28 protein-coding genes are annotated in these 26,252 nt (G+C 69.1%); 13 read left to right on the top strand and 15 right to left on the bottom strand.

The window, feature by feature from the left end; translation table 11 throughout:
- Positions 1-18: 18 nt before the first annotated feature.
- Positions 19-1,674 (top strand): bifunctional 3'-5' exonuclease/DNA polymerase, encoded by a 1,656-nt coding sequence (locus EV138_RS29030; RefSeq protein WP_133982654.1) that lies wholly within the window; start codon positions 19-21, stop codon positions 1,672-1,674.
- A 35-nt stretch (positions 1,675-1,709) separates the two neighbouring features.
- On the opposite strand, the gene EV138_RS29025 is transcribed toward EV138_RS29030, so the two are convergent.
- Both EV138_RS29025 and EV138_RS29020 read right to left on the bottom strand, forming a co-directional pair.
- Positions 1,710-2,705, bottom strand: a complete 996-nt coding sequence (locus EV138_RS29025) for a sigma-70 family RNA polymerase sigma factor (RefSeq protein WP_133982652.1) — start codon at positions 2,703-2,705, stop codon at positions 1,710-1,712.
- Complete coding sequence (locus tag EV138_RS29020) at positions 2,705-3,190, bottom strand: hypothetical protein (protein WP_202866992.1); 486 nt, start codon at positions 3,188-3,190, stop codon at positions 2,705-2,707. The genes EV138_RS29025 and EV138_RS29020 overlap by 1 nt, the downstream gene beginning before the upstream one ends.
- Positions 3,191-3,433: 243 nt before the next feature.
- Between EV138_RS29020 and EV138_RS29015 the strand changes: the two genes are divergently transcribed.
- Both EV138_RS29015 and EV138_RS29010 read left to right on the top strand, forming a co-directional pair.
- Positions 3,434-4,243: an S-methyl-5'-thioadenosine phosphorylase gene (locus tag EV138_RS29015; protein ID WP_133982650.1), complete on the top strand. Its 810-nt coding sequence runs from the start codon at positions 3,434-3,436 to the stop codon at positions 4,241-4,243.
- Positions 4,198-5,295, top strand: coding sequence for an NAD-dependent epimerase/dehydratase family protein (locus EV138_RS29010; RefSeq protein WP_238158488.1), 1,098 nt, complete (start codon positions 4,198-4,200; stop codon positions 5,293-5,295). The genes EV138_RS29015 and EV138_RS29010 overlap by 46 nt, the downstream gene beginning before the upstream one ends.
- Here EV138_RS29010 and EV138_RS29005 read toward each other — a convergent pair.
- Positions 5,269-6,438: a sensor histidine kinase gene (locus EV138_RS29005; RefSeq protein WP_133982646.1), complete on the bottom strand. Its 1,170-nt coding sequence runs from the start codon at positions 6,436-6,438 to the stop codon at positions 5,269-5,271. The two genes, EV138_RS29010 and EV138_RS29005, sit on opposite strands and share 27 nt — an antisense overlap.
- Complete coding sequence (locus EV138_RS29000) at positions 6,435-7,133, bottom strand: response regulator transcription factor (protein WP_238158487.1); 699 nt, start codon at positions 7,131-7,133, stop codon at positions 6,435-6,437. The genes EV138_RS29005 and EV138_RS29000 overlap by 4 nt, the downstream gene beginning before the upstream one ends.
- 123 nt (positions 7,134-7,256) lie before the next feature.
- On the opposite strand from EV138_RS29000, the gene EV138_RS28995 reads away from it, so the two are divergent.
- Genes EV138_RS28995 through EV138_RS28975 form a run of 5 tightly spaced genes read left to right on the top strand, consistent with a single transcriptional unit; the run spans position 7,257 to position 12,406 of the window.
- Complete coding sequence (locus EV138_RS28995; protein ID WP_133982642.1) at positions 7,257-7,916, top strand: glycosyltransferase family 2 protein; 660 nt, start codon at positions 7,257-7,259, stop codon at positions 7,914-7,916.
- Positions 7,913-9,199, top strand: coding sequence for a DUF2064 domain-containing protein (locus tag EV138_RS28990; protein ID WP_133982640.1), 1,287 nt, complete (start codon positions 7,913-7,915; stop codon positions 9,197-9,199). The genes EV138_RS28995 and EV138_RS28990 overlap by 4 nt, the downstream gene beginning before the upstream one ends.
- Positions 9,196-10,572: an MptA/MptB family glycosyltransferase gene (locus EV138_RS28985; protein WP_133982638.1), complete on the top strand. Its 1,377-nt coding sequence runs from the start codon at positions 9,196-9,198 to the stop codon at positions 10,570-10,572. The genes EV138_RS28990 and EV138_RS28985 overlap by 4 nt, the downstream gene beginning before the upstream one ends.
- Positions 10,573-10,577: 5 nt before the next feature.
- The gene (locus tag EV138_RS28980) at positions 10,578-11,435 is read left to right on the top strand and encodes an ATP-grasp domain-containing protein (RefSeq protein ID WP_133982636.1); all 858 of its coding nucleotides are present in this window, start codon (positions 10,578-10,580) and stop codon (positions 11,433-11,435) included.
- A gap of 41 nt (positions 11,436-11,476) precedes the next feature.
- Positions 11,477-12,406: a threonine ammonia-lyase gene (locus tag EV138_RS28975; RefSeq protein ID WP_133982634.1), complete on the top strand. Its 930-nt coding sequence runs from the start codon at positions 11,477-11,479 to the stop codon at positions 12,404-12,406.
- Between the two features lie 65 nt (positions 12,407-12,471).
- Here the strand turns inward: EV138_RS28975 and EV138_RS28970 are convergent, their stop codons facing one another.
- Positions 12,472-13,935, bottom strand: a complete 1,464-nt coding sequence (locus tag EV138_RS28970) for a glycosyltransferase family 87 protein (protein WP_133982632.1) — start codon at positions 13,933-13,935, stop codon at positions 12,472-12,474.
- 146 nt (positions 13,936-14,081) lie between these two features.
- Here EV138_RS28970 and EV138_RS28965 point away from each other — a divergent pair, with 146 nt between their 5' ends.
- A complete protein-coding gene (locus tag EV138_RS28965) occupies positions 14,082-14,384 on the top strand; it encodes a hypothetical protein (protein ID WP_133982631.1) in 303 nt (100 codons plus the stop codon).
- Positions 14,385-14,423: 39 nt separating this feature from the next.
- Positions 14,424-15,134, top strand: coding sequence for a hypothetical protein (locus tag EV138_RS28960; RefSeq protein ID WP_133982629.1), 711 nt, complete (start codon positions 14,424-14,426; stop codon positions 15,132-15,134).
- Positions 15,135-15,159: 25 nt separating this feature from the next.
- Here the strand turns inward: EV138_RS28960 and EV138_RS28955 are convergent, their stop codons facing one another.
- The 10 genes from EV138_RS28955 to EV138_RS28915 all read right to left on the bottom strand — a co-directional run bounded on the left by EV138_RS28955 (position 15,160) and on the right by EV138_RS28915 (position 23,743).
- On the bottom strand, positions 15,160-15,915 hold the full coding sequence (locus tag EV138_RS28955) for a GAF and ANTAR domain-containing protein (RefSeq protein WP_133982627.1): 756 nt from the start codon (positions 15,913-15,915) through the stop codon (positions 15,160-15,162).
- A 73-nt stretch (positions 15,916-15,988) separates the two neighbouring features.
- Entirely contained in the window at positions 15,989-16,141 is a 153-nt protein-coding gene (locus EV138_RS37435) for a hypothetical protein (RefSeq protein ID WP_157979576.1), read from the bottom strand.
- Positions 16,142-16,321: 180 nt separating this feature from the next.
- Positions 16,322-16,645 carry a plasmid stabilization protein gene (locus EV138_RS28950; protein ID WP_133982625.1) on the bottom strand — a complete coding sequence of 108 codons (324 nt, stop codon included), beginning with the start codon at positions 16,643-16,645 and terminating at the stop codon, positions 16,322-16,324.
- A gap of 57 nt (positions 16,646-16,702) precedes the next feature.
- Entirely contained in the window at positions 16,703-17,152 is a 450-nt protein-coding gene (locus EV138_RS28945) for a YbjN domain-containing protein (RefSeq protein WP_238158567.1), read from the bottom strand.
- Positions 17,152-18,693, bottom strand: coding sequence for a hypothetical protein (locus EV138_RS28940; RefSeq protein WP_133982621.1), 1,542 nt, complete (start codon positions 18,691-18,693; stop codon positions 17,152-17,154). The genes EV138_RS28945 and EV138_RS28940 overlap by 1 nt, the downstream gene beginning before the upstream one ends.
- Positions 18,690-19,409 carry a hypothetical protein gene (locus tag EV138_RS28935; RefSeq protein WP_133982619.1) on the bottom strand — a complete coding sequence of 240 codons (720 nt, stop codon included), beginning with the start codon at positions 19,407-19,409 and terminating at the stop codon, positions 18,690-18,692. The genes EV138_RS28940 and EV138_RS28935 overlap by 4 nt, the downstream gene beginning before the upstream one ends.
- Positions 19,406-21,073, bottom strand: coding sequence for a peptidoglycan-binding domain-containing protein (locus EV138_RS28930; RefSeq protein WP_133982617.1), 1,668 nt, complete (start codon positions 21,071-21,073; stop codon positions 19,406-19,408). The genes EV138_RS28935 and EV138_RS28930 overlap by 4 nt, the downstream gene beginning before the upstream one ends.
- 94 nt (positions 21,074-21,167) lie before the next feature.
- Entirely contained in the window at positions 21,168-22,217 is a 1,050-nt protein-coding gene (lplAB, locus tag EV138_RS28925; protein ID WP_133982615.1) for a lipoate-protein ligase LplAB, read from the bottom strand.
- A gap of 54 nt (positions 22,218-22,271) precedes the next feature.
- Entirely contained in the window at positions 22,272-22,751 is a 480-nt protein-coding gene (locus EV138_RS28920) for a hypothetical protein (protein ID WP_133982613.1), read from the bottom strand.
- 125 nt (positions 22,752-22,876) lie between these two features.
- Positions 22,877-23,743 carry an oxidoreductase gene (locus tag EV138_RS28915; protein WP_202866991.1) on the bottom strand — a complete coding sequence of 289 codons (867 nt, stop codon included), beginning with the start codon at positions 23,741-23,743 and terminating at the stop codon, positions 22,877-22,879.
- Between the two features lie 106 nt (positions 23,744-23,849).
- Here EV138_RS28915 and EV138_RS28910 point away from each other — a divergent pair, with 106 nt between their 5' ends.
- From EV138_RS28910 to EV138_RS28900, 3 genes are all read left to right on the top strand, one after another.
- Complete coding sequence (locus tag EV138_RS28910; protein WP_133982609.1) at positions 23,850-24,437, top strand: TetR family transcriptional regulator; 588 nt, start codon at positions 23,850-23,852, stop codon at positions 24,435-24,437.
- 25 nt (positions 24,438-24,462) lie between these two features.
- Positions 24,463-25,002 carry a hypothetical protein gene (locus EV138_RS28905; protein ID WP_133982607.1) on the top strand — a complete coding sequence of 180 codons (540 nt, stop codon included), beginning with the start codon at positions 24,463-24,465 and terminating at the stop codon, positions 25,000-25,002.
- 108 nt (positions 25,003-25,110) lie between these two features.
- On the top strand, positions 25,111-26,163 hold the full coding sequence (locus tag EV138_RS28900; RefSeq protein WP_133982605.1) for a LacI family DNA-binding transcriptional regulator: 1,053 nt from the start codon (positions 25,111-25,113) through the stop codon (positions 26,161-26,163).
- Positions 26,164-26,252 lie beyond the last annotated feature (89 nt).

The following is a 26,252-nucleotide window of genomic DNA, read 5'->3' as shown; positions in this document are numbered from 1 at the left end:
GGGTGTGAGGATCGGGGTGTGGACGAGCGGTGGGCGATTGCGCCGGAGGAGGGTGGCGGGGCGGTTCTCGTCGCGCTGCATCCGGATGGGCAGCCGGCCGGTGAGGTGGTGCGGGAGCCTGACCTGGCGGCCGCTGTCGGAGCGCGTCCGCAGGTGAGTCGCTGGGTGTGGCGGTCCACTGCTGAGATCTACCCACGGTTGCTGGCGTCCGGCGTACGGGTCGAGCGGTGCTACGACGTGGAGAACAGTGAAACCCTCCTGCTCGGGCACGAAGGACGCCTGGGCGAGCCGCATTCGGCCGCGGCTGCGTGGGCGCGGATGACGGGCGCCCCGGTGCCGCCCGATCCGCCGTTGCGGGGAGTCGACCCCGGCGAGCAGTCGTCGTTGTTCGAGATCCAGACCGAGCCGCTGTCGTTCGAAGCGCTGCTGCGGGTGTACGCCGAGCAACTGCGCCGCCACCAGCAAGCGGAGTATCCGGACCGCATGCGGCTGCTCACCGCGTCGGAGTCCTCCGGCTGGTTGATCGCCGCCGAGATGGACCGGGCCGGGCTGCCGTGGAGTGCGGAGGCCCACCGCGCCTTGCTGAGCGAGCTCCTGGGCGAGCGGTTCGCCGGCGGTGGCGAGCCACGCCGGCTGACCGAGCTCGCCGACCAGGTGTCGACCGCTTTCGGGCGGCGGGTGCGCCCCGACCTGCCGGCCGACGTACTGAAGGCGTTCAAACAGGCCGGGCACCAGCTGAAGACGACGCGTCGGTGGGAGTTGCAGACCATCGACCACCCGGCGGTCGAGCCCCTGATCGAGTACAAGAAGCTCTACCGGATCTACACCGCCAACGGCTGGAGCTGGCTGAACGACTGGGTTCACGACGGCCGCTTCCGCCCCGGCTTCGTCCCCGGCGGCACGGTGTCCGGCCGCTGGATCACCAACGGCGGCGGCGGGCTGCAGATCCCCAAGGTGATCCGCCGGGCCGTGATCGCCGATCCCGGCTGGCGGCTGGTCGTCGCCGATGCCGCGCAGATGGAGCCGCGGGTGCTCGCCGCGATCTCCCGCGACCCCGGGCTGATGGAGGTCGCCGGGAACGCCGGCGACCTCTACAAGGCCGTCTCGGACACGGCGTTCTCCGGCGATCGCGCGAAGGCCAAGATCGCCGTACTGGGTGCCATCTACGGGCAGACGTCCGGTGACGGACTGAAGAATCTCGCCGATCTGCGGAAGCGGTTCCCGAAGGCCGTCGCGTACGTCGACGACGCCGCGCGGGCCGGTGAGGAGGGCAAGCTCGTGCGGACGTGGCTCGGGCGCACCTGCCCTCCCGACGGCGCTCCGATCGACGCCGCGCTGCTGGAAGGTCCGCCGGTCGACGAGCCGCAGAAGGACAGCCGCCGGGCTCGCGCCCGCGGGCGCTTCACCAGAAACTTCGTGGTGCAAGGCAGCGCCGCCGACTGGGCGCTGCTGATGATGGCCGCACTCCGCCAGTCCATCGCGACGCTCAAGGCCGAGCTCGTCTTCTTCCAGCACGACGAAGTGATCGTCCACTGCCCCGCCGACGAAGCCGACCAGGTAGCCGCCGCAATCCAGGCCGCCGCCGACCTGGCCGGCCGCATCACCTTCGGCGACACCCCCACCCGCTTCCCCTTCGACACCGCCGTCGTCGAGTGCTACGCGGACGCCAAATAGCCGCCGGTACTACGCGACCGCCGGCTCGACCACGTTCAACTGCCCACGGAGTACTCAGCTGGAAGCTGGTTGGGGAGGTTGAGGGGGCTGAAGTCGGTTAGTTCGAAGGCCGTCATCTCGGCTATCAGGTGGTCTTCGATGCGGAAGACGTCGACGCCGAACGGGCGGTAGACGATGTCGCCGGGGGCGCGGAGGTAGGCAGCCAAAGCAGGCTGGCGGTTGACGCCGATCGGGATGAACTGCCAGTGGCCGCGGTTGCTGTTGCCGTCGGGTTCGAGGTTCGCGGCCATGACGCGGTGTGCGGCGGCACGTCCCGAGAACCAGAACGGGTACGGCGGCATGGTGAGCCGCACGTCCTCGTGCATCAGTGCGCCGATCGCTGCCGGGTCCGCCCGTTCCCATGCGTCCATGTACTTGGACAACAGCGCCTTCTCCGCGGCCGAAGGGTCCGCGGCAGGCGCCCAGTCCGTACGCCGAGCGGGCAGGTGCTCCCGTAGTACGGGCCTGGCACGTTGCAGTGCACTGTTCACGGCCGCCACGCTCAGCTCGGTTGCCTCGGCCGTCTCCTTGGCCGACCAGCCGAGCACGTCCCTGAAGATCAGTACTGCGCGCTGCCGCGCCGGGAGTTGCTGGATGGCTACCAGGAACGCCAGCTCGATCGTCTCCCGCCGTACGACTACTGCGTCGGGCTCCTCGGCAGGGTTGAGCAGTACGTCGGGGAACGGCTGCAGCCAGGGGAGGTCGTCGCGCGCGGGCAGCGGCGCAGCTGGGAAGGACGCGGGTTCCAGCTGGTACGGCAGCACCCGCTGCGGTCGGCGGGTCTGGTCGATGCAGGCGTTGGTGGCGATCCGGTACAGCCACGCGCGGAAGCTGGACCGGCCTTCGAACTCGGCCCGCCGCCGCCAAGCGCGCAGGAAGGTCTCCTGCACCAGGTCCTCGGCGTCGTCGAACGAGCCCAGCATCCGATAGCAGTGCACGCGCAACTCGTACCGGTGCCGCTCCACCTGTTCGGCGAACGCTTCCTCGGTCATCAGCTGCCGTCCTCCAGTTCGATCGTGCACGGCAACGGCGCATGTCCGGCCAGCCGGAACCAGCTGACCAGCCTCCGGGTCCGCAGGTCGCGGGTCGACACCACGATGTCGTTGTGGAACCGCCGCGCCATCTGCACCCGCCGCATGGCGACCCCCAGCTCGACTGCCCACGGCTCCACGTCCGTACCCGTCGCCGCGATCGCCCTGCTCAACGCTGACTCGCACTGCTCGCGATCCTCGGGACCGGCCGTCCGAGCTCGGTGCGCCGCGTCCAACAGCAGCAGGGACGAGGCGGGATCCAGTACGCCGCTACTGGCCAGCTCGGCGACCAGGGCGGACCTTCGCGCCAGCTCGGTCTCCAGCGACGCTCGCGCCGTCGCGACGCGGTGATGCAGCCGATCCAGCCGCCCGGCAGTCCAGCTCATGTAGGCGCCGAGCAACAACAGCAAGCCGCCGATCACGGCCAACACCCACGACGCCTGCACACCCCCATTGCACACCACTGCGCTCGTCCCGACGCACAGGAGGCAGGACCGGTACTGCGGTTTGCCGCGCCGGGATGAGCATCGAGCCGGCGACCGGGCGCGCACACCTCGCCGGCGCCCCGCTGAGCCTGGAGCCAGAGCGTCGGCGCACGCACCTCCTGTTCGTCGGGACGCGATTACGGAGTGCTGACGGTCGGCCCGAATCGGGTAGTCGAGGCGGCTGCGGCTCCTAGGGTCGGCGGTATGGCGGAAATCGGTGTGATCGGTGGATCCGGCTTCTACTCGTTCCTGTCCGGCGCGCGGCCGGTCGAGCTCGACACCCCGTTCGGGCGGCCGAGCGAACCTCCCGTGATCGGCGAGGTGAACGGCCGCGAGGTCGCGTTCATCCCCCGGCACGGCGCGGACCACCGCTTTCCACCCCATCAGGTGAACTACCGCGCCAACCTCTGGGCGCTGCACCACCTCGGCGTACGCCAGGTCGTCGCACCGTGCGCCGTCGGCTCCCTCAAACCCGAGCTCACCCCCGGCACCTTCGTCGTCCCCGACCAGTACGTCGACCGCACCTGGGGCCGCGAACACACCGTGTACGCCGACGGCCGCCCGGTCGTCCACGTCTCTCCCGCCGATCCCTACTGCCCCACCGGCCGCGCCGTTGTGCTTGCCACTGGCAACCAACAAGGGTCCGGCGAAGGTGCTGTCGTGGATGGCGGGACGATGGTGGTGATCAACGGGCCGCGGTTCTCCACCCGCGCCGAGTCCCGGTGGCACGCGGCGCAGGGCTGGTCCGTGGTGGGCATGACCGGCGCGCCGGAAACGTCGATCGCCCGGGAGCTGGCGCTCTGCTACACCTCCATCGCGGTGGTGACCGATCACGACGCCGGGATCGCCACAGGCGACGGCGTGACGGAGGCAGAGGTCTACGCGGTCTTCGGCCGCAGCATCGAGCGCCTCAAAGAACTACTGGCCGAGGTGATCGGCAAACTGCCCAAGCCCGACGAGGACTGCCAATGCAGACACTCACTGGACGGCACGGCCGCGGCGGACCTCTGGTGAGGATCCTGCTCACCGGCGGCGCCGGCTTCATCGGCCGTCACGTCCACCACCAACTAGTTGCTGACGGCCACGACATTGTCGTGCTCGACTCACTGCGCCCCGATGTGCACCACCACCGGCCGCAGCTCGAAGGCCTGGTCGTCGGCGACATCCGCGACCCCGAAGCCGTCGACCATGCGCTCAGCGGCGTCGACGCGGTGATCCACCTTGCGGCGAAGGTCGGACTCGGCGTCGATCTCGACGACATGGACGACTACGTCAGCAGCAACAGCCTCGGCACCGCCGTACTGCTCCGCGCCATGGGCCGGCACCAAGTGCAGAAGCTCGTCTACGCAAGCTCGATGGTCGTCTACGGCGAAGGCCGCTACGAGTGCGACCGGCACGGAGTCGTCGCACCCGGCCCGCGCCGGATCGAGGACCTCGACCGCGGCCGCTTCGAGCCACCCTGCCCGATCTGCAGCGATCCGCTGCGCCCCGGGCTGGTCGACGAGACGGCTCCGACCGATCCCCGCAACACCTACGCCGCCACCAAGCTCAACGGCGAACACCTGGCCGCGGCCTGGGCTCGCGAGACAGGCGGCCGGGTCGCAGCCATGCGGTTCCACAACGTGTACGGACCGGGGATGCCGCGCAACACGCCGTACGCCGGGGTCGCTGCGCTCTTCCGCTCCGCACTGGACCGCGGTGAGGCACCACGAGTCTTCGAGGACGGCAGGCAGCGCCGCGACTTCGTCCACGTCCGCGACATCGCCAGTGCCGTGGGTGCCGCCGCCGGAGCGCTCGACGAGAGCCCCCCATTCGCCGCGTACAACGTGGGCAGCGGAACCGTGCGCACGATCGGCGACCTCGCAGAGGAACTCGCAAGCGCGTACGGCGGTCCGTCGCCGGTCGTCACGGGTGACTACCGCCTGGGCGACGTCCGGCACATCACGGCATCCTCAGCCCGGCTCCGCGAGGCCTTCAGCTGGAAACCCGACTACGACCTGGCAACCGGGATCGCCGACCTGCTACGGGGTGGCGACCTGCTACGGGGTGGCGACGACCGGCGGTAGGTCGATCTGGAAGGCGCACCCACCGGCAACGTTCGTGACGCCGATGGTGCCCTCGTGGGACTCGACCACGCCGCGGGCGATCGCCAGGCCCAGACCACCGCCACTGCTGCTCGTACTGCCGGCCGTGCTGCTGTTCGCCGGCGTACGCTGCTCGTCACCCCGCCAGCCGATGTCGAAGACGCGCTCGAGATCGTCGTCGGGGATGCCGCCGCAGCCGTCGGTCACGGCCAGCCGGACCCGGCCGTCGGACTCGCGACCGACCGACAACCGCACGGTCCCGCCGCGTTCGGTGTGCCGGATCGCGTTGCCGACCAGATTCGTGACCGCGCGGGTCAACTCGTCCGCGTCCCCGTGCACAGCGAGCCGGTCGTCCCCATCAGGCGCGTCCACGGTCAGCAGGACGCCTTCCGATCGCGCGTGCTCACACGTCTCCCCCGCCACGTCCTCGGCCAACTCCCGCAGACTCACCGCGGACCTGCGCCGCGGTGGCGGCGCGGCCGACAACCGCGAGAGCTCGAACAGGTCGTCCACCAGCCCGGTCATCCGGTCGACCGTGCTCCGCATCTGCCGGAGCGCTCCGGGCACGTCCTCGATCACCCCGTCCTCCAGCCCTTCGGAGACGGCCCGCAGCCCGGCGAGCGGCGTACGGAGGTCGTGGGACATGAAGGCGACCAGTTCTCGCCGGCTGGTCTCCAGAGCGCGCTCCCGCTCGGACGACGCCGCCAGCCGCTTCCGGGTCATCTCCAGCTCATCGGTAAGCGCGGCAAGCTCTGCTGGCACGCTGCCCCTACTGCCGACGACAGCAGGCTCGTACGACGTACCCAGGTGTCGCAGGCGAAGCCCGACATCGCGTGAGCCCGTCGTGATCCAGTGCCCCAGCAGCACCGACATGGCCAGTCCCAGCAGGGCCGAGAACGCCAATGTCCACAGCACCACCAGCGAGTCGTGCTGCGAGATGAACATCGCCCGAACGCTCTGCAGTACTGCGGCCAGCGCGGCCGCCATCGGTGCGAGCGCGGCGACGATCATGGTGATCCGCAGGGAGCGACGCCGGAACTGCCACAGGATCGCACCGCCGAGCGCAGCGACCACCAGGGTCCACAGCGTGGTCAACGCCAGGATCGTCATCGTGTCGCGGTTCATTCGGCCACCCCCGCGAACCGGTAGCCCGTGCGCGGGACGGTGAGCACCAACTGCGGGTCGGACGGATCGACTTCGATCTTCTCCCGCAACCGGCGGACGTGCACGGTCACTGTCGAGGAGTCACCGAAGTCCCAGCCCCAGACCCGCCGGAGCAGCTCCGCCTTCGTGTAGGCCTTGCCAGGGTGTGCGGCGAGGAAGGCGAGCAGGTCGAACTCGCGGTGCGTCAGAGACAGCTCGGCACCCGACAGGTAAGCACTGCGAGCCGCTGTGTCGACGGTGATCGGTCCGGCGGTCAGCTTGGTCGGCGTGAGGTCCACACCACCCAGCCGCTCCTCACGGCGCAGCATCGCCTGCACCCGCAGGGTCAGCTCGCGCGGACTGAACGGCTTCACGACGTAGTCGTCGGCGCCGACCTCCAGCCCCACCAGCCGGTCCTCTTCCTCGCCGCGGGCGGACAGCATGATCACGGCCGCGCTGTCGTCGGCAGCACGCATCCGGCGGAGCACGTCGAGCCCTGACAGGCCGGGCAGCATCACGTCCAGTACGACGACCGAGGGCTTCCACTGCTGCCAGACCTCGAGTGCCAGTACGCCGTCGGCGACGACGCGGGCGTCGTACCCGGCCTTCGTCAGGTACGCCGAGACCACGTTGGACACCGTCGGGTCGTCGTCCACCACAAGTACGCGAGTAGCCACGGCACGAGAGTAGATCTTCCGATCGCTGCCAAGCGCCATGCAGGAGCAGCCGATGACCTGCCGTAAGCGATCCGTAGCCGCGTTCCGGCTCGTTCGCGGCCGGATCTTCCCTACGGTCGAAGGGTGCCAGCAGCAGAGGTCGATCTCATCCTCCCGTGCCTGAACGAAGCCGCTGCCCTGCCCTGGGTGCTCGGCAGGCTTCCGGCCGGCGTACGGGCCGTTGTCGTCGACAACGGTTCCACCGACGGCTCGCCGGACATCGCGGCCCGGCTTGGCGCCACGGTGGTCGACTGCGACGTCCGTGGCTACGGCGCTGCCTGCCACGCGGGCCTGCAGGCCGCGACGGCGCCAGTGGTCGCCTTCCTCGACGCGGACGCGTCGCTCGATCCCCACCAGCTCGTGCGCGTCACCGCACCTGTACTGGCCAAGCGGATCGACCTGATGCTCGGTCGTCGCCGACCGGTCTCGCGCGACGCCTGGCCGTGGCACCTGCGTCTCGCCAACGCGGAGCTGTCCCGCCGGATCAGGCGGCGTACCGGCGTACGGCTGCACGATCTCGGGCCGATGCGGGCCGCCCGGCGCGAGGCACTGCTCGGTCTGGCGCTGGTGGACCGCCGATCGGGCTACCCGTTGGAGACAGTGGTCCGTGCAGCCGACGCGGGCTGGCGGATCGCCGAGGTGGACGTCGACTACCTGCCCCGCTCGGGCCGCTCCAAGGTGACCGGTACGCCGCTGGGTGCCGCCCGCGCGGTCGTGGACATGACCAAGGTGCTCGGTCGATGACGGCCGGGACACTGATCGTCATCGCGAAGGAACCGGTGCCAGGGCGGGTCAAGACGCGCTTGCAGACCGAATTCACTCCCGCGGAGGCGGCCGCGCTCGCCAGGGCCTCCCTGGCCGACACGCTGGCCGCGGTACGCGCCACCGGCGTACGCCGGAAGGTACTCGCGCTGGACGGGGCCTCCGCGACGACGCCGCCCGGGTTCACCGTAGTACCGCAGCGCGGTGACGGCCTCGACGAACGACTCGCTGCCGCCTTCGAGGACGCGTACGCCGGTACGCCGATGCTGCTGATCGGCATGGACACCCCGCAGGTGACACCGGCGTTGCTACGCGCCGACTGGACCGAGTACGACGCGGTGCTCGGCTTGACCGAGGACGGCGGCTACTGGTGCCTCGGGCTTCACCGCCCTGACTCCCGTGCGCTGCTCGGCGTACCGATGTCCACCGACCACACCGGCGCCGATCAGCTGGCCCGACTGCAGTCACTGGGTTACAGCGTCCTGCTGCTGCCGACACTGCGGGACATGGATACGCCTGCCGACGCCGCCGCACTGGCGATGGCTTACCCCGAGCTGCGGACGTCCCGCTTGCACCGGCGACTGCAGCACACGGCGCACCCCTCGTTGCTTTTCGACAAGGCGCTGGAGGGCGCACCGGTCGTTGCCACCGGCAGCGACGGACGCACAGTCGCGTCGCTGTCAGCGGTGGACCGCTGGCAGGCGCCCGCCGATGCGGTGGACCGCTTGGCCCTGAGCCGCTGCGAGGGACCGGTACTGGACATCGGCTGCGGTCCCGGCCGGATCGTCACCGCCCTGGCAGAGCGGGGTGTCCCGGCGCTCGGCGTCGACATCTCCGCCCAGGCGGTCATGCTGACGAACGAACGAGGTGCACCGGCCCTGCGGCGACCCGTGCAGGAACCGCTACCCGGTGAAGGCCGGTGGGGCACCGTGCTGCTGATGGACGGCAACATCGGCATCGGCGGCGCGCCGGAGGCGCTGCTCCGTCGCTGTGCCGAACTGGTCCGGCCGGACGGACTGGTACTCGTCGAGGTCGATCCCGACGACGACCTGGACGACACCGCACCCATCGTGCTGCGCAGCGCGAGCCGCCGCTCGCATCCGTTGCCCTGGGCAAGGGTAGGCAGCCGTGCCGTACTGCGGTACGCGCTGGCCGCGGATCTCCTCGCCACCGAGGACTGGCGTGCCGACGACCGCGCCTTCCTCACCTTCCGTCGCTGCAGCACCGCTGTCGCCTCGACTCCACTGAGAGCCGCCCGCCGATGACCGCCAAACTCGTCACAGGCGGCCTACTCGCAGCAGGCATCAGTGCCGGCGTGATCGCCGCTGAGTCGGCCAACTGGTGGCCCAACCTTGTCCTCTGCACAGCCTTCGCAGTAGTCGCAGCAATCGTCTGGCTGATCACCAGACAGCCGCCAGGCAAGCACCCGATCCTGTACGTCGTCGCCGTTGCGGCGCTCTGCCAGCTACCCGGCCTCACCACCGCACCCATCACCAGCACCGATGCGTACCGCTATGCCTGGGACGGCCGCGTCCAGCTCTCCGGCAGCTCGCCGTACTCACACGTCCCGCTGGACGACGCCCTCGCTCGGCTACGCGATCCGGTGCTCTTCCCCGGCCTCTCCCCCACCGACAAGTCAGGCGTAGTCGGTCCACCGCGCGTGCCCCACGACGCCGCTGCGGTGACTGCACTCTCCACCGACGACCCACGTACGAGAATCAACCGCCCGCGCGTGCCGACCATCTACCCGCCTGTCGCGCAAGCCTTCTTCACCGCAGTCGCGTTGGTCACCCCCTGGTCCGCAGGGACCCTAGGGCTCCAGTTGGCCGCCGCGCTGCTCGCCGTAGTACTCACAGCGCTACTCGCCGTGGAACTACGGCGTCGCGGGCGCGATCCGCGCTGGGCGGCCATGTGGGGTTGGTCACCGATAGTCGCTCTGGAAGCTGGAAGTGCTGCCCACATAGACGTCCTGGCCGCCCTGCTCATCGTGGCCGCCGTCATCGCAGCAGCCAGGCGCAAACCGGTCGTTGCCGGACTACTGCTCGGCGCGGCTGCCGGCGTCAAGCTGCTGCCGCTCCTCCTGCTCCCCGCTTTCACCTCTCGCCGACTGCACACACCCTTGGTTGCCGTGGGCACCTTCGTGGCGTCGTACCTCCCTCATCTGCTGGCCGCCGGCACTCTGGTGGTCGGCTTCCTGCCCGGTTACCTGACCCAGGAAGGGTTCTCCGACGGCAGCTCGAGATCGGCGATTCTCGCGCTGGTGCTGCCTCCTGAGGCTCGCCAGCTCGCCGCCGGTGTGCTGGCCGTGAGCCTGGCCGTGCTGGCGATCCACCGGCACGGCCGCGAGCCGATCGCGGTCACCTGCTGCTGGCTGTACGGCGCCGCGCTGCTGATCACCACGCCCACCTACCCGTGGTACGGGCTGCCCCTGATCGCGCTCGCCGTACTCGCCGGGCGACTCGAATGGCTGGTCGTTCCTGTCGCCGCCTACCTGGCCTACGCAAGCTTCGGGCACGACGTGCGGCAAGGGCTGATTCATCTCGCCGCGGCCGCTGTCGTGGTCACCACGGTCGCACTGCGTCACCGTCCGAACGCCGGAAGAGAGTTTGACGTCCCGGTCGAAGCGCTCCGACACTGATCGGCGTGACTACACGCATTGCTCTGGCCACCTCCGCCGACCACGCGGACCTGCACGCCGACGATCTGCCGCTGCTGGCAGCGCTCCGGACCGCGGGACTCGACCCGGTCGTTCAGGTGTGGGCCGATCCGTCGGTGGACTGGTCGGCGTACGACGGTGTGCTGCTCCGGTCGGTCTGGGACTACCAGACCCGCTACCTGGAGTTCACCGAGTGGCTGGGCCAGCTCGACAAGGCCGGCGTACCGGTGCTCAACGACAGCGACCTGGTCCGCTGGAACGGCGACAAGCGGTACCTGCTGGAGCTCCGCGAGCGCGGCGTCGCGATCGTGCCGTCACAGGTGGCTGCCGGTGCGTGCCTGCGCGAGGTGGTCGCCGGGCTCAACGGCCAGGAGATCGTGATCAAGCCGACGGTGAGCGCCAGCGCGCGCAACACCGTCCGCGGTCTGGCCGGTTCGGGCGAGTTGGACGCCGCGATGGGCGAACTGCCGGACGACGTCTACCTGGTGCAGCCGTTCCTGCCGGAGATCCAGTCCGAGGGCGAGTGGTCGCTGATCTACCTCGACGGCGAGTTCAGCCACGCGGTCCTCAAGCGGCCTGCCGACGGTGACTACCGGGTGCAGGACGACTTCGGCGGTACTGCGACCCCGGCCGACCCGGCGCCCGCAGTACGGGCTGCTGCTGACGCCGTACTGGCTGCGGTCGACAGCCGGACCCCGCCGGTCTACGCCCGGGTCGACGGCGTCGTCGCGGCCGGCCGCTTCCTGCTGATGGAACTCGAACTCATCGAGCCCTACCTCTTCTTCCCCCAGCACCCGGCTGCCGCAACCCACCTCGCCACCGCCGTCGCCGGCCGCCTGAGCTGACCAACGGCCGGCCGACGAATGGGGGCCACTAGGGTCGGAGTATGCCGACCCTAGAGGACATTCGCCGCGCAGCCTCCGGACTGCACGGGCGGATCCACCGTACGCCGATGGTTACCTCGTCCGCGCTCGACGAGTTGTTCGGCGCCCGGCTGAGCTTGAAGGCCGAGCTGTTCCAGAAGACCGGCAGCTTCAAGGTGCGTGGGCTGCTCCACAAGACCCTCCAGCTGACGGCCGGCGAACGCGAGCGCGGCGTCGTCACCGTGTCCGCCGGGAATGCCGCCGGCGCGCTCGCCTGGGCGGCCCGCGACGCCGGCGTACCGGCGACCGTGGTGATGGCGAAGACCGCCGTACCGGCCAAGATCGACGCGGCCCGGGCGTACGGCGCGCGGGTGGAACTCGTCGAGGGCGACCTGATCGCGGCGTACGAGTCGATCCGGGACGAGCGGGGGCTGACCGGCGTTCATCCGTTCGACGATCTCGACGTGATCACCGGGCATGCCAGCCTCGCCCTCGAACTGCTCGCCGACTCCCCCGGCCTCGACACGGTGCTCGTGCCGGTCGGCGGTGGCGGTCTGATCTCCGGCATCGCGCTGGGAATCAAGCTGCTCGAGCCCACCGTCCGGGTGATCGGCATCGAGCCGGAGACCGCCGATGTGGTCAGCCGCAGCCTCGAAGCGGGCGCACCGCAGAAGCTCGCCACGGCGAAGTCGGTCGCGGACGGACTCGCGGCGCCGGTCTGCGGGACGCACAACTTCCCGATCATCCAGCGGTACGTCGATCAGGTGGTCCGCGTCGGCGAAGCCGCGCTGATCGAGGCGACCCGGCTGGTGATGTCCCGCACCAAACTCGCCCTCGAACCGGCCGCCGCCGCCTCCTTCGCCGCCCTCCTCGAAGGCAAGGTCGAGCTGCCCGGCCTGACCGCCGCCGTGATCAGCGGCGGCAACCTCGACGTAACCAAACTCAACCTGTAGCGGCGTCGCCAGGTCAGGCATGGGGCCGGATCCAGCTGCCGGCCCCTCCCCCGCCTCTCTTTCTCTCAGGCGTGCGCAGGATCCAGTTGACGCGGTGGAAGATCGGAGACGACGCCGTCGCTGGGGTCGTCGACCAGGTCGCCCTGGCGGACCGGGTCCTTCTCGGGCAGCAGGATGTCGCGGCTGACCACGAGCATCAGCCACAGTGTGCCGGCCATCCGCAGGATCACCGCGAACCAGTAGATCTTGTCCGGCGCCTCCGGCTGCCCGGGCGCCAGGAACTGCGCCAGATGCAGCCAGACCATCATCCAGTAGAACGACTCGCAGGCCTGCCAGATCAGCCAGTCGCGCAACCTCGGCCGGGCCAGCGCGACCAGCGGCAACAACCACAGCACGTACTGCGGTGAGTACACCTTGTTGACCAGCAGGAACGCGGCGACCACCAGAAACGCGAGTTGCGCGAAGCGGGGCGGTCGCGGCGCCATCATCCCGAGGATCGCGATCGACAGGCACAGACCGGCGAAGACGACGATGTTCAGCTGGTTGACGTCGGTGACCTCGTGCTTGGCCAGCTTCAGCACGTACCAGATCGAGCCGTAGTCGCTCTCGCGTTCGTCGTTGAAGACCCAGAACGACATCCACTCGTTCTTGGCCAGCAGGTAGATCGGCGCGTTCACCACACCCCACGCGAAGATCGCCGCCACCGTCGCCTGGAACCACGGCCACAGCTTCCGGCCCCGGAGGCAGACGATCAGCAGCGGGCCGAGCAGCAGGAACGGGTAGAACTTGGCCGCCGTCCCGAGCCCGAGCAGGATGCCGAACCAGATCGGTTTGCCCCGCGACCACGCGTACATCGCGCCGGCCGTGAGAACGACGGCGAACAGGTCCCAGTTGATCGTCGAGGTGAAGGCCAGCACCGGGGCGGCCGCGACGTACAGGGCGTCGAGCGGCTGCCCGCGCGCCGCGCCGGGGCGGGAGGCGACGCCACGCGCGGTCCCGACGGTCAGGCCGACCAGCAGCAGCGTGCAGAGAAACAGCAGCACGACGTTCACGACGAAGAAGACGCCTGCTGTGTCGCGCTTCTGCTCCGGGGTGAGGTCCTTCTTCGGATCACCGGTGATCTGCCAGGTGATCTTCGCGGCGACCTCCATGAACCCACCGGTGAGCACCGGGTACTCCAGGACCGGGTAGTTGCCGGTGTCGAGGAACGGCCGGTTGCCCTCGGCGAAGCCGCGCTCCTGGTAGAGGTAGCCGATGTCCGAGTAGCACAGCGCCTTGAACGGCCGCCAGTCCTGCCGGTCCCAGCCGTTCGCCATACAGGGCGCCTTCTGCAGTACGCCGAGCGCGAAGGTGATCGTGCAGACCGCGAGCGCGATCCGCAGCGGCGTCCACCACGAGCCACCGAGCCGGGCGAACCGGCCGGCCACACCACCGAGGCCCACACTCAGGCTCGCGACGGCCGGATCGACCTCTGTCGGCGCCGACCGCGGCTGAGAGTCCTGGGTACGTCGTGAGGTCACGGTGGACATCGTCTCCTATCCAGTCGGCCGGCCGGCAAGCGGCGCCCGCAAGGGTACCCACGAACGCCGGCCGTCGGTGTGACCCACCCTGCGACGCCGATCGAATTCATTGTGACCGTACCGCTCCCGGGCCAGGCTCCGAGAAGTTCTGGGACGTGCTCTGGGCCCGGGTGACGGCCAACTGGGTGCACGACCCGTGCGCCGGCACCTTCTGCGGGGTCCAGATGAAGTGGCTCGATGCCAACGGCAACCTTCTCCAGGCCGATGAGGTGGCGTTGCCCGAGCTCACGTCGACGTGGCAACAGGCGACCGCTCAGGTCACCGCACCAATTGGCAGCACCAGCGTCACCGCTTATCTGGTCGGTTCCGGCAGCCCGGGCGAACTTCCTGTACCTCGACGACATCACGATCGGCCACTGGTCCGCGCGGCCTGCGATCCACGCTGGGCGGCACGCTGACCTCGTGCTCGCGGGGAAGGCCGCCGATACCATCGGTGGATGGAGTGGCTGGTGTTCCTGCTGGGGGGCGGCGGTGCCGCTTTGGCGGGGCGTTATCTGTGGGACCGACGAGCAGTTCGCCGGTCGGACGCGGCTGAACTGGCGGAGATCCGCAAGGTCGCCGACGAGGACGTCACCGAGTTCGGTGAGGAACTCGGCCGCCTCGATCTCGTCGTCGCCGGCCGCGAACTCGATGTGGACACCAGGCACGACTACCAGCGCGCGCTCGACTCCTACGAGTCCGCCGGCCGCCGGGTCGCGCACCTGCAGACCCCCGACGCGATCAGTGCGGTCGTCGACGCGCTGGCGGAAGGCCGGTACGCGCTCTCCTGCGTCCGGGCCCGCGTCGCGGGGCAGCCGGTACCGGAGCGCCGGTCGCCTTGTTTCTTCAATCCGCAGCACGGCCCGTCGGTCCTCGACATCCAATGGACGCCGTCGAGCGGTGGAACGCGCAGGGTGCCGTCCTGCACCCAGTGCGCCGCCCGGGTGAAGGCCGGTGACGAGCCCGCGGTCCGTTACGTCAAGTACGGCGCCCAGCGCGTTCCGTACTGGGAAGCGGGCGCGCTCATCGAGCCGTACAGCCTCGGCTACTTCGGCATCAGCAGCATCGCGCGGGCGACGGTGATGGCGCTGTCGATGGAGATGCGCGGCGAGGGCGGCGGCCGCTGGGGCAACGAACCCGAGAAGGACAACTCGAAGAGCCCCGGCTGACCCAGCCTGACCGCGGTACGAGGTGCTAGGAGCGCGGGAGTTTCCGGGTGTCGACGAGTTGCTGGGCGACCTCGCGGAGCTTGATGTTGCCGTGTTGCGAGTAGCGCCGGAGCACCTCGAAGGCCCGGTCGGCGTCCAGGTCGAAGCGCTCCATCAAGATGCCCATCGCCTGCCCGATCAGCTTGCGGGCGTCGACCGCCTGGGCCAGGTTCGCCTCTTCGCGCGCCGAGGCCACCGCCACCGCCGCGTGCCGGGCCAGGATGTGCGCGACCGCCTCGTCGTCGGTGCTGAACGCGTCCGGCATCGTGCTGTACACACTGAGGACGCCACCGGTCCGGTCGGAGACCACCAGCGGAAGGTGCAGCACGGAGTGGATCCCCAGTCCGCTGAGCAGTTCGGACCAGCGCGGCCAGCGCGGATCGCGCTTCGCGTCCGGCACGTGCACGACCACTCCGTTGCTGAGGGCATCGATCATCGGGCCCTCGCCGGCCTCGATCTGGAACTCGTAGACGGTCGTGATGACCGGATCGCTGACCGCCGCGATCTCCGGCCGGCCACCGCGGACCACGAACATCACGCCGGCGTGACTGCAGTTCAGCGCCCGCAGGGCGAATTCCACGACCGCGTCCACCGTCTCGGTGACGCCGTCGGAGTCGTGCAGTTCCGTCGCCAGCCGCGCGAAGGCGTCGGCTGTCGGAAACTCTGCGGGGTTGAGCACGTCGGTCTCCAGGCAGGTCTCGATACCAGGGGAGCCCACGTCGCTGGAGCGATCCACGCTCATATGATGCATGCTCGGGGCCGCTCCCGCAGCACTCCATGCATAACTTCGGTGTTACTGTTCGGCGCCGGCCGGGTCAGGGGATTTCCGGCTGGATCCCGGGCGCCCGGCGCCCGAACCATGCGTCGAGCAGCGCGTCGTCGGTGACCACGTCCGCGTGGTCACCAGCCGTCCGCTCCACGATCCGGAGCAGCGCGATCAGCCGTCGTGCGACGTCGGTCCCCAGCACTGTCAGAGCTCCTCTCCCCACTGGCTCTATCGCCGGGAGACCCGCAAGTGTTTCACCACCCGCGCAAAACGTTCGTCAAGAACGTCCCCACCCGCCAGGCGTGAATGCGTAGTGGTGAGGTAGCAGAACGTGCACGTACCGCCGGCCGTGGCCGGCGGTACGGCGTACTGGGGGGTCGAGCTACCTGCCGACCGCCTTGGCCAGTTCGGCCTTGTTCATGGTCGAGCGGCCCTTGATGTTCTTCTGCTTGGCCTCGTTGTAGAGCTGCGCCTTGGTCCGGCCCTTCGAGCCGCTGTGCGACCGCAGGCCGCCGCGGCGGCTGGAGGAGATGTCGTGGGTCGAGCTCCGGCTCGACTCCTTCGCCTCGCCGGCGCGGGCGCGTTCCTTGTTGACCGTGCGGGCGGCGATTTCTTCAGCCACGTCCTCGCTGCGGCCACGCTCCTTCAGTCCGGCCTTGATGTGCTCGTACTGCCGTTCGCGCTTCTTGTTCGAACCAGCAGGCATGTCCTTTCTCCTTTCCACCTGCCGCCCAGGTACCCCGTCGTCGCCGGCGCAATCGGCTCAGAGCGCGAGCCGCTCGTACGCCTGGAGCGGGTCGTCGCCCGCGGCGGCCGCCTTGAACTCGGTCAGGCAACGATCGACGGTCAGAACGTTGCTGTAGACAAGCCCACGGCACAGCGGCTCGGGCAGTTCGACCCCGTCGGACAGGAAGACCATCGTCCGGAAGACGAGCTCGCCGCTGTCGAGGTCGAGCTGGAACGCGCCGGTCAGCAGCCGCCAGTTCGCCCGTACGGCGAGTTGGGTGACGGCGTCCAGTTGCTCAGGGCCGACGGTCAGCGGCAGGACCGACTCGAACGCGAGCTGTCCGAACGGGTCGTACGGGCGGGCCCGGCAGTCCCAGGCGTCGTCGGTGCCGATGAACCGGGTCCGGATGCACGGAACGCCGTCGAAGCTGTCCGGTGCGACCGGCCAGCCGTCGGCCGCCAGGAAGCCGAGCACCTCGCGGAACATCAGCACGCCCCGGCGAGCTCTTCGGCGAGCATGGCTCGCAACGAGCGCGCCTCCGAGAACCCGGGCTCGAGCTGGAGCGCTCGCTCCACGGACTCCCGGGCCGCCCGCAGATCGCGCATCCCGCGCCGCGCGATCGCCATCGAGAACGCCGCCGGTGCGCTGTCGGGATGCTCCTTGACCGAGAGCTCGAGGAACTCGATCGCCTCGGCGAAGCGCTGGATCGCCGACAGCAGCAACCCCAGGCACAGCGCCAGGTCGATCGGTTCGCCGATCGGGAAGTAGTTGTCCCAGACCTGGCCGAGGATCCGCTGCAGCTCCAGCTTGGTCACCTCAGGCGCACCCGGGAGCACGTCCAGTAACGCCGGCAGGAACTCGATCAGCAAGGTGGGATCGCAGCGCGACAGCCGCAGGCTCGCCAGCATCGCCTCGAGCGAGAGCGAAGCCGCCGTACCGAGGAGGGGGCGCAGGCTGAACGTGTTGTCCGGACCGGTATCGACCAGTTGGTCCTGAACCCAGGCGGTGAACCGCTCCGGTTCGGCCATCGGGCCTTGGACGAAGGCTCCGACCACCAGGCTGTTCGCCGGCTCGGCGGGCAGGATGCCGACGCCGCCACGCCGTCGTACCCAGCGGGCCAGCAGGTCGAAGTTGACCATCAGCGAGAACGCGCTGCCGTGGAACACCACCGCCGGAGTCGCCGAGGAGCACAGCTCCGCCCGGGTGCGGTGACCCTTGTCGGCCACGATCGCGAGGCTCGATCCCGCGGTCAGCCCGGCGAGGAACTCGAGGCAGCGCATCCCGCCGACCGGCGCGAGTACCGCGGTGTCGTCGAGCCACTCCCGGTAGTGGTCGAGGACGGCGGCGAGGTCCGCACCGATCGGCTCACACGGGCCGGTCTCCCACTCGATCGACTCTTCCTCGGCTGCCACCTTGAGCTCCAGCAGGTCGCCGCCGTGGATGGCGAAGCAGTCGTGGCGCAAGGTGTCGAAGACGTAGTTGGCGATCCCGATCACCGGTGCGCGCAGCGATCCGGGACCGATGGTCCGGCCGGAGACGAGCAACTCCAGCGGACCGGGCCGATCGGCGTCGAGGACGGCGAAATCGATCAGACCCTCCTCGATGAGAGGCCCGTACGACGGGTGGGCGGCCCAGGCGCTCACCCGCTCGGCCGCGAAGTCGGTCACCACGTAGGTGAACCGCAGACCGGGAGCGAGCGCCCGCAACTGCCGGACGAACAGATAGGCGAACCGCCCCGTCCCACCACCGAACTCGACCAGGTGCGGCACGTCCTCCGCATCGGCGGTGTCGGGAACCGCTGAGGTGCGGAGGAACTCCAGTGCGATCCGGGCATAGGTGTTCGCGATCCGCGGGTTGCCGGTGATGCCGTGCGGTACGTCGCCGCCGCCCCAGATCTCCGGTGCGCCCCGGTCGTAGAAGGCCCGCTGCCGGTCCCACAACGGCGACGCGGACAGCCGCAGCGCAGTACGGCCGGGAGCCTGTACTGCGTCCAGCACCGACTCGATCGACTTCCCTGCACCGGTCATTCGGTCCCCCAACTGAACTCGGTCTTCCGGAAGACCCCGTCACCGACGGAGTCGACCCGCAGCGGACCCACCGTGATGTTCGAGAACCCACCCTTGGGTGCCTTGGGCAACGACCACCGACCGACGAGCGCGAACTCCCACCCGGCAGACACAGCACCGTCCAGTTCAGGCGGCTCGACCGTCTGCAGCTTCCGGTCGACGATCAGGTAGTCCTTGTCATAGACGAGCGCCTCGATCCGGAGCTCGCCTGCCGTGCGTACGCCGATCGGCTCGTCGCCGACGTGCCGGAGCGCGACGCGGACCGGCGTACCGGCGACGGTCAGTTCGATCGCTGCCGACGGGAAATCAGCGAGATCTTCGCGGATGGCACGTAGTACGCGGATCAGGTCTTCGTACCCGGTTGGCGGGTTCGCGTTCGAGGCGAAGGTGGCGTCGGGCAGACCGTCGGCAACCAACTGCTCGGTCGATCCGCTGGAGGCCCGTGCCGCCGGCGGCCCAGGTTCAGCAGTCGCGGCTGCTGCGGAGGCGGCGGTGGCTCGGGCCGATTCCAGGGCGTGCGCGAGCGCAGTACGTTCCTTTGCCGTCAGGTCGCGGGCGAACCGGCCGACCCGCCACCCTGAGGTCTGCCAGCCGGTGACATGGCCGTCGTCGTCGACGACCAGCCCGATCTCCAGCGTCGACGAGCCGTAGTTGCTGAGCGTCAGTCGCACGGTCATCGGCGTTCCGGCTTCCAGACGTCCGCGGCACCGGTCTGCAGGGTCCATTCCCGCGCCAGCAGGTTCACGTACGGCTGCACGTGCCGCGGTTCGATCGGGTGCTCGTGGTCGGCGGCCTTCAGACCGCCGCCGCCCTTGGCCGGTGTGGTTTCCATGGTCCCCATCAGGCTCTTGTTGGAATAGAGGAACGGCGTGACCGCGAGCCGGAAGTTCTCCTGGAACCCGGTGACCGCCTTCGCGTTGAACGCCGCCTGGATGTCGTTGTAGACCGACGCGCCCGCGTTCGCCTTCGCGTACTGCTGCGCCACGAACCGGGAGAATCCACCCTGCTTCTCCCCCAGCGCGCCGTTCACGACGGCAGCCAGCTTCGCGCCCCAGCGCTTGTCGTCGCTGGCCGCGATCGGGGCAGCCAGTACGTCGGTCAGCGGCAGGTTGGCCTTGATGTTCGTGGCGAGCTTCGTGCCGTCCGCGGCCACGCCGGCCGGGTCGGCCACGTCGGGCTCCTCACCGGTGGTCGCCACGTAGTGGTCCTCGGTCCGGTTGTACTCGTCGGCCAGCCCGATCAGGTGACCGAACTCGTGCGGCGCCATCGAGCGCCGCGGATCGATCGTGTACCAGGTGCCCGAGTTCGACCGGCTGTCTCCGCGCTGCTTCTTCGGCAGCGCCGGATCGAACCTGAACACGTCGACGGCATGGTCGCCCCCACCGCGAACAGCCTTGAAGTCGAGGTTCATGCTCTTCTTCTTCGGGTCGCTGTGGTTGACGGCCTTGAACGTGCTCCAGATCTCCTTGATGTCGCTCAGCCACTGGCTGATCTTCGCGTCGACCCCGGCCTGCTTCTTGGTGAAGGTGATGCCGACGCTGATCGACAGCGCGGTCTTGGACAGCTTCCAGTCGTACGCCGCGCGCAGCCCCACGTTCTTCACCCCCTCCACCTCCTCGCGCCAGTCGAACTCGACGTGCCCCTGGCCCGCGGCACCCGCGGTCTCCAGCTTCGCCCAGGTCCCCGGGTCCGCAACGCCGTTCGCGGCCACCTTGACGCTGGTCTGGAACTCCTTCAGCGCCGCGTCGGTCTTGGTCCCGAAGATGCCGTCGATGACGAGCTTCTTGCCGGTCGTGGCGCCACTGTGGTTGAGCCGGTCCTGCAGCTCCTTGACCGCCACCCCCTTCGCACCGGCCTGCAGCTGCTTGTGCGTTCCGAGCGCGGGATTGAGCGGAACCTGGGTGTTGCCCGGCCCGACGACGACCGTGTCGGTCCCGCTGATCGTGACCGACGGAGCCCGCGACTTCAGCTGAGCGTGGGTGACCCCGTCGACGATGCCGTCCTCGACGACACCGGCCACCTTCTCGGCGATCAGCTTGCGCTGGAACGCCTTCGCGGCCGCGGTCGTCTCCGGATCGAACCGGCCCGTGATCGCGAGCCGGGCCACGCCACTGACGAGGTTCAGCTGCTGCTGGATCACACCGACGTCGTGCGAGGGTCCGTCACCCTCCTTGAGCCGCTGCACGGCCAGCGAGGTGACGAAGTCGGCCACCACCCGGTTGCCGACCTGCCGCTGGAGCCGGGCCAGCTCGTGTTCCGGCGGTGCGGGCGCAGGCTGGTGCCGCCCGGCCACCGGCTTGGTCGCACGGGCGTCCTGGACACGGCGCGGCCGGTCAGCCATACCTCGAACGGTAGCCGCGCCGCACCCACCAGGTCTTGCCCGAACGGGCAACGAACGCTGCCCGTTCCCGGTAACCGGCGTACCGGCGTACGGGTCAGGGGACTCTGGTGAGCCACTCCTCGGTGCCGAACTTCGACTCGACCCGGCGCTGCGCTTCGGCGACCGTCTCGTCGTCGATCGTGGCGTCGTCGAGGCCGTAGCGGTTGGCGAAGGTGCCGACCAGACGCTTGATCACCTCGGCACGCTCCAGACCGGTCTGGCTGCGCAAGGGATCGACCCGCTTGTTGGCGCTCTTGGTGCCCTTGTCGGACATCTTCTCGCGGCCGATCCGCAGTACCTCGAGCATCTTGGTGGCATCCATGTCGTACGCCATCGTCACGTGGTGCAGGACGGCGCCGCCCGCGAACCGCTTCTGCGCGGCACCCGCGATCTTGCCGGCGGGCGAGGTGATGTCGTTGATCGGCTGGTACGTCGCGGCGATGCCCAGTTCGTTCAGCGCGCCGACGACCCAGTCGTCGAGAAAGGCGTACGAGTCGATGAACGACAGCCCGGACACCAGCGACTCGGGCACGTAGAGCGAGTAGGTGATCGTGTTGCCGGGTTCGACGAACATCGCGCCGCCGCCGCTGATCCGGCGTACCACCGTCACGTCGTGCTTGGCGGCGCCGGCCAGGTCGACCTCGTTGGCCAGCGACTGGAAGCTGCCGATGATCACCGCGTTCGAGGCCCACTCCCAGATCCGCAACGTCGGCGCCCGCTCCCCCGATCCGACCTGCTCGGCCAGCACTTCGTCCAGCGCCATCTGCAGCGCCGGCTCCCGTGGTACGTCGTGGACGAACTCCCACGCGTGATCGGTCCACGCCGAGGCACCGGTCAAAGCACGCCGTACGGCGACCGCCACCGCCTCGGGCGAGAACCCGACCATCTCGACCCCGTCGCCGAGCACACCGCGCACCCTGGCAGCGATCTGCGCCACCGGAGCCCCCACCGGTACGCCGGCCAGCGCCGCGTTGATCCGCTCCAGCGCATCATCCGGCTCGAGAAAGAAGTCCCCGCTGATCCGCCCCCGCCGCACCACCTCCCCGACCACGTCGAGATCCGCGACAACCAACTTCCCACCGGGCACCTTGTATTCACCATGCACACCCGTCCCAACCGCCACCCCGGCCCAGATGTTCCGGGGTGGCGGCCTCACCGTCTAGCCCAGGACCTGAAGGGTCGGGCTGTGCTGCTCCACAGGGCTGGTCTGGGAGCTGTTGTACCAAACCTTGCCGACAGAGGCGTAGGCGCCTTTCGCCCGCGGGATCCAGCAATGGTCCGGCAAGGTGTGCGACGTCGAATGAGCGGGGACCGTGAAGTTCGTCTCGTGCCCGTCGACGCAGGTCTTGGGGACGCCGGACGAGATGTAGTCCTCGTAGGTCGACCAGGGATCCCATTCGAAGTTGCTGGAATTGCCGAAGTCGACCGTGAAGAACACATGCCCGAGATCAACCCAGGCACAGGTCTGCCAGTAGCGGGTGTGGGTGGAATCCGCGTACTTGTAGCCGCTGCACGTGTGCCCTCGCTGGCCCGGACCCACGACTACCGACGCCGAAGCCGCTCCGGACGAAGCGACCAGTCCTCCGATAGCCAGCGGCAGCACTGCCAGCGCCGATGCGACCTTGCGAAAACTCTTCATGCCATCTCCTCGAGCTGGAAAGTTGACAGCTCGAAGCTATGAACGGAGCGCCTGCCGCGATAGCCCAACCGCATTGCACATTGCTGCAAACGCCTTGTTTTGCAGGTTGTTGCAACTGTGGCCAGTTACTTGCCGATGGCATCTAGTTCGGTGATGGCGTCTTCGGGGAGAGTGAGGGAGGCGGCAGCGAAGTTTTCGTGGAGGTGGGTGACCGACGAGGTGCCGGGGATGAGGACGATGGTCGGTGAGCGGTGCAGGAGCCAGGCGAGGGCTACCTGTTGCGGGCTGGCGCCGAGGCGGGTGGCGACTTTGGCGAGGGTGTCCGACTGCAGTGGCGTGAAGCCGCCCAGCGGAAAGAAGGGCGCGTACGCGATGCCCTCGACCGCACAGCGGTCGACCAAAGCGTCGTCGGAGCGATTGGCGACGTTGTAGAGGTTCTGCACAGTGACGACCGGGGCGATCGCCTGTGCCTCGGTGAGCTGGACATCGGAGACGCCGCTCAGGCCGAGGTGCCTGATCAGTCCTTCCTGCTGCAATTCGGCGAGTGCGGTGAATTCCTTGGCCAGCGAGACATCCGTGGTCTGCTCATGCCCGGGCGCGCGCAGGTTGACGACGTCGAGAACGTCCAGACCGAGGTGGTCGAGGTTCGCGCGGACCTGCGCCTTCAGGTCTTCGGGCTCCAGGGACGGGATCCAGGTGGCGTCGTCGCCGCGCCGGGCACCGACCTTGGTGACGATGTGCAGGTCGTCGGGATACGGATGCAGGGCCTCTTTGATCAGCTCGTTGGTGACGACCGGCCCGTAGAAGTCGCTGGTGTCGATGTGGTTGATGCCCAGCTCGACGGCGGTTCGCAGTACGGCGATCGCCTCGTCGTGGTTCTTCGGCGGGCCGAACACACCGGGGCCGGCCAACTGCATCGCGCCGTACCCCATCCGGCCGAGGGTCAGGTCGTCGGCGAGCCGCAGCGCGCCGCCGGGAAGAGTCGAGGTCATGTCACACCTTCTGATAATTGACTAACTGGTTACCCAAAAGCAGCCTAGGACCAGCTAACCGGTTAGTCAATGGTTAGGCTGAGGCATCGAGAGAAGGGGTGCACCGATGGGCAAGGCCGAGGCGACCAAGGAGCGGATCCTCGAGGCGGCGATGGCGGAGTTCTCCGCGTACGGCGTGGCGGGTGCCCGGGTCGACCGCATCGCGAAGACGGCCGGGTGCAACAAGAACCTGATCTACGTCTACTTCGAGAACAAGGAGACGCTGTTCACCACCGTCCTCGACAATCACCTCTCCCGGGTGTACTCGGGAGCGGTGCTGCCCACCCCCGACGACCTGCCCGCCCAGGCCGGCCGCGTCTTCGACTTCGCGATGCAGAACCCGGACGTGATGCGCCTGCTCGCCTGGTCGAACCTCGAGGCACAGGCCGCCGAGCCGGCCGCCCGCGCTCAGGCGCGCGACTCGAAGGTCGCCGGCATCACGGCCGCCCAGGCTGATGGAAAAACCAGCTCCGCCTTCCCGCCGGACTTCCTCTACACCGTCGTGATGACCCTGGCCACGGCCTACACCGCAGCCAACCCCTTCGGCACCCCCCTCGACCCCGAGGCCACCAGCGACACCCAAACCCTCCGCCACCACATCACCGAAGCCGTCCGTCTGATCACCACCCCACCCACCCAAGAACCAGCCCGCTGATCCTTCCCGGGCTGATACTCAGCCCATGCGCAACCGCCTGATCTCGCTGCCGACCTGGGCCTTGTTCCCCGTCACCGCGGTTCCATGGACAGCCGTGCTGTTCGCAGTCGGCTTGATCGACGGCGGCAGTTGGCGTGAGGCACTCCTTCCGGCAGCGACGGTCGGTGTGATCGTGGGCCTCGGCACCGCGATGGCCCTGAAATACAGGTGGCGGACGGAACAGCACGCACTCGGGCCGATCCCTGCGGAGGATCGGCGGACAGCGATGCGGGCAGCGCGTAAGGGACCGGCTCCAGCAGATCCCGAAGTACGGGCGGCCGCCCTGCGGCTGGCTCAGCGACAGCTCCAAGAGGTACGGCGCCGGTATCCCCTGCTGGCGATCGCTGGTGCCGTCTACGCGGCAGCCGACCTCATCGGCGTCTTCGTTTACTCGCACTGGTATCTGCTCATCCCCGCCGTTCTGGTGGTGCCGATGGCCATCTCGCTGGCCCGCACCCCCAAGCAGCTGCGCGCCCGTATCGCGCTGCTGTCCGAGCCGCAGGAGCCTGTCCTCCGCACCGAATAGCCGGCGTGGCTTAGGTCACAGTGTGATTACCGTGGCTTGACGTTCTGACTACGTAGACACATTCTGACTACGCAGTCAGGACGCAGTTCCGGCATAAGGTGAGGACCCATGGACCAGGCGCGACCGGCATCCGAGGGCAGGCCCGCGCGCCGTCCCGGGAGTACGGATGTGGCCCGGCTGGCGGGTGTCTCCCAGAAGACCGTCTCCCGGGTGCTCAACGACGAGCCGTACGTCAAGGAGGAGGTCCGGCTCCGGGTGCAGGCCGCCATGCGCGAACTCGGCTACCGCCGCAACGACGCCGCCCGTGCGCTCAACTCGGGCCGGACCCGCCGGATCGGCGTGGTCTGCCTCGGTACGGCGCTGTTCGGTCCCTCGACCCAACTCGTGGCGATCGAGCGTGCCCTCCGCAGTACGGGCTATTCGCTCAGCATGGTCAACACGTTCGAAGGCGACGCCGGGGGCGTGTCCGGCGCCGTCGACGTCCTGCTCGAGCAGGGGGTGGACGGCATCATCTTGTCCGAGCCGATCGACGAGGGCGACGGCCGGCCGATCGCACTCGACATCCCGGTGCTCAGCTTCGGACACTACCCCGGCCTGAGCGCCCGGCCGATGATCGTCGTCGGCGGCGACGGGGTCGGCGCCGGGCGAGCCGCGACCGAGCACCTGCTCGGCCTCGGTCACCGGACCGTCTGGCATGTCGCCGGCCCACAGCGCTGGTGGGCCGCCCGGGACCGGCTGGCGGGCTGGCGGCAGGCTCTGGCCGATGCCGGCGCGCCCGAACCGCCTGTCCTGCAAGGCGATTGGCTCCCCGCCTCTGGCTACGCGGCCGGTCAGGAGCTGGCGGCCAACGACGAGGTCACCGCGATCTTCGTCGCCAACGACGACATGGCCATCGGTGTGCTGCGCGCGCTCACCGAGGCCGGCCGCACGGTCCCCGGCGACGTCAGCATCGTCGGTTTCGACGACATCCCGACCGCGGCGTTCCTGACGCCGCCGCTCACCACCATCCCGCAGGACTTCGACGTGCACGTCGAACGCGGCATTCAGAACCTCATCACGGAGATCGAGTCGCCCACCGGCGACCGCTCTTCCGCCTCGGAGCCACATTCGCTCCGGCTGATCGTCCGTCAGTCCACCGGCACCGCTCGTACGGCGTCCTGACCTCTTCGCACTGACCGCAGTCCATCCCTGAGCCACCCAGGCACTGGGCAGATGCCCCTTGCCCAGGCACCGCCTTGCCACTTTCCGAG

The organism is Kribbella voronezhensis (assembly GCF_004365175.1).
GTDB classification, from domain to species: domain Bacteria; phylum Actinomycetota; class Actinomycetes; order Propionibacteriales; family Kribbellaceae; genus Kribbella; species Kribbella voronezhensis.
The sequence above is the reverse complement of the archived record's forward strand: the minus strand, read 5'-3'. Positions and strand labels throughout refer to the sequence as shown.

What these genes read in the sequence shown, in the direction of transcription:
- EV138_RS29025 (WP_133982652.1), bottom strand. Translation starts at nt 2,705, where the DNA reads ATGACCGAGGAAGCGTTCGCCGAACAGGTGGAGCGGCACCGGTACGAG.
- EV138_RS29015 (WP_133982650.1), top strand. Translation starts at nt 3,434, where the DNA reads ATGGCGGAAATCGGTGTGATCGGTGGATCCGGCTTCTACTCGTTCCTG.
- EV138_RS29010 (WP_238158488.1), top strand. Translation starts at nt 4,198, where the DNA reads ATGCAGACACTCACTGGACGGCACGGCCGCGGCGGACCTCTGGTGAGG.
- EV138_RS29005 (WP_133982646.1), bottom strand. Translation starts at nt 6,438, where the DNA reads ATGAACCGCGACACGATGACGATCCTGGCGTTGACCACGCTGTGGACC.
- EV138_RS28990 (WP_133982640.1), top strand. Translation starts at nt 7,913, where the DNA reads ATGACGGCCGGGACACTGATCGTCATCGCGAAGGAACCGGTGCCAGGG.
- EV138_RS28985 (WP_133982638.1), top strand. Translation starts at nt 9,196, where the DNA reads ATGACCGCCAAACTCGTCACAGGCGGCCTACTCGCAGCAGGCATCAGT.
- EV138_RS28975 (WP_133982634.1), top strand. Translation starts at nt 11,477, where the DNA reads ATGCCGACCCTAGAGGACATTCGCCGCGCAGCCTCCGGACTGCACGGG.
- EV138_RS28970 (WP_133982632.1), bottom strand. Translation starts at nt 13,935, where the DNA reads ATGTCCACCGTGACCTCACGACGTACCCAGGACTCTCAGCCGCGGTCG.
- EV138_RS28960 (WP_133982629.1), top strand. Translation starts at nt 14,424, where the DNA reads ATGGAGTGGCTGGTGTTCCTGCTGGGGGGCGGCGGTGCCGCTTTGGCG.
- EV138_RS28955 (WP_133982627.1), bottom strand. Translation starts at nt 15,915, where the DNA reads ATGAGCGTGGATCGCTCCAGCGACGTGGGCTCCCCTGGTATCGAGACC.
- EV138_RS28950 (WP_133982625.1), bottom strand. Translation starts at nt 16,645, where the DNA reads ATGCCTGCTGGTTCGAACAAGAAGCGCGAACGGCAGTACGAGCACATC.
- EV138_RS28945 (WP_238158567.1), bottom strand. Translation starts at nt 17,152, where the DNA reads ATGTTCCGCGAGGTGCTCGGCTTCCTGGCGGCCGACGGCTGGCCGGTC.
- EV138_RS28940 (WP_133982621.1), bottom strand. Translation starts at nt 18,693, where the DNA reads ATGACCGGTGCAGGGAAGTCGATCGAGTCGGTGCTGGACGCAGTACAG.
- EV138_RS28935 (WP_133982619.1), bottom strand. Translation starts at nt 19,409, where the DNA reads ATGACCGTGCGACTGACGCTCAGCAACTACGGCTCGTCGACGCTGGAG.
- EV138_RS28930 (WP_133982617.1), bottom strand. Translation starts at nt 21,073, where the DNA reads ATGGCTGACCGGCCGCGCCGTGTCCAGGACGCCCGTGCGACCAAGCCG.
- EV138_RS28920 (WP_133982613.1), bottom strand. Translation starts at nt 22,751, where the DNA reads ATGAAGAGTTTTCGCAAGGTCGCATCGGCGCTGGCAGTGCTGCCGCTG.
- EV138_RS28915 (WP_202866991.1), bottom strand. Translation starts at nt 23,743, where the DNA reads ATGACCTCGACTCTTCCCGGCGGCGCGCTGCGGCTCGCCGACGACCTG.
- EV138_RS28910 (WP_133982609.1), top strand. Translation starts at nt 23,850, where the DNA reads ATGGGCAAGGCCGAGGCGACCAAGGAGCGGATCCTCGAGGCGGCGATG.
- EV138_RS28905 (WP_133982607.1), top strand. Translation starts at nt 24,463, where the DNA reads ATGCGCAACCGCCTGATCTCGCTGCCGACCTGGGCCTTGTTCCCCGTC.
- EV138_RS28900 (WP_133982605.1), top strand. Translation starts at nt 25,111, where the DNA reads ATGGACCAGGCGCGACCGGCATCCGAGGGCAGGCCCGCGCGCCGTCCC.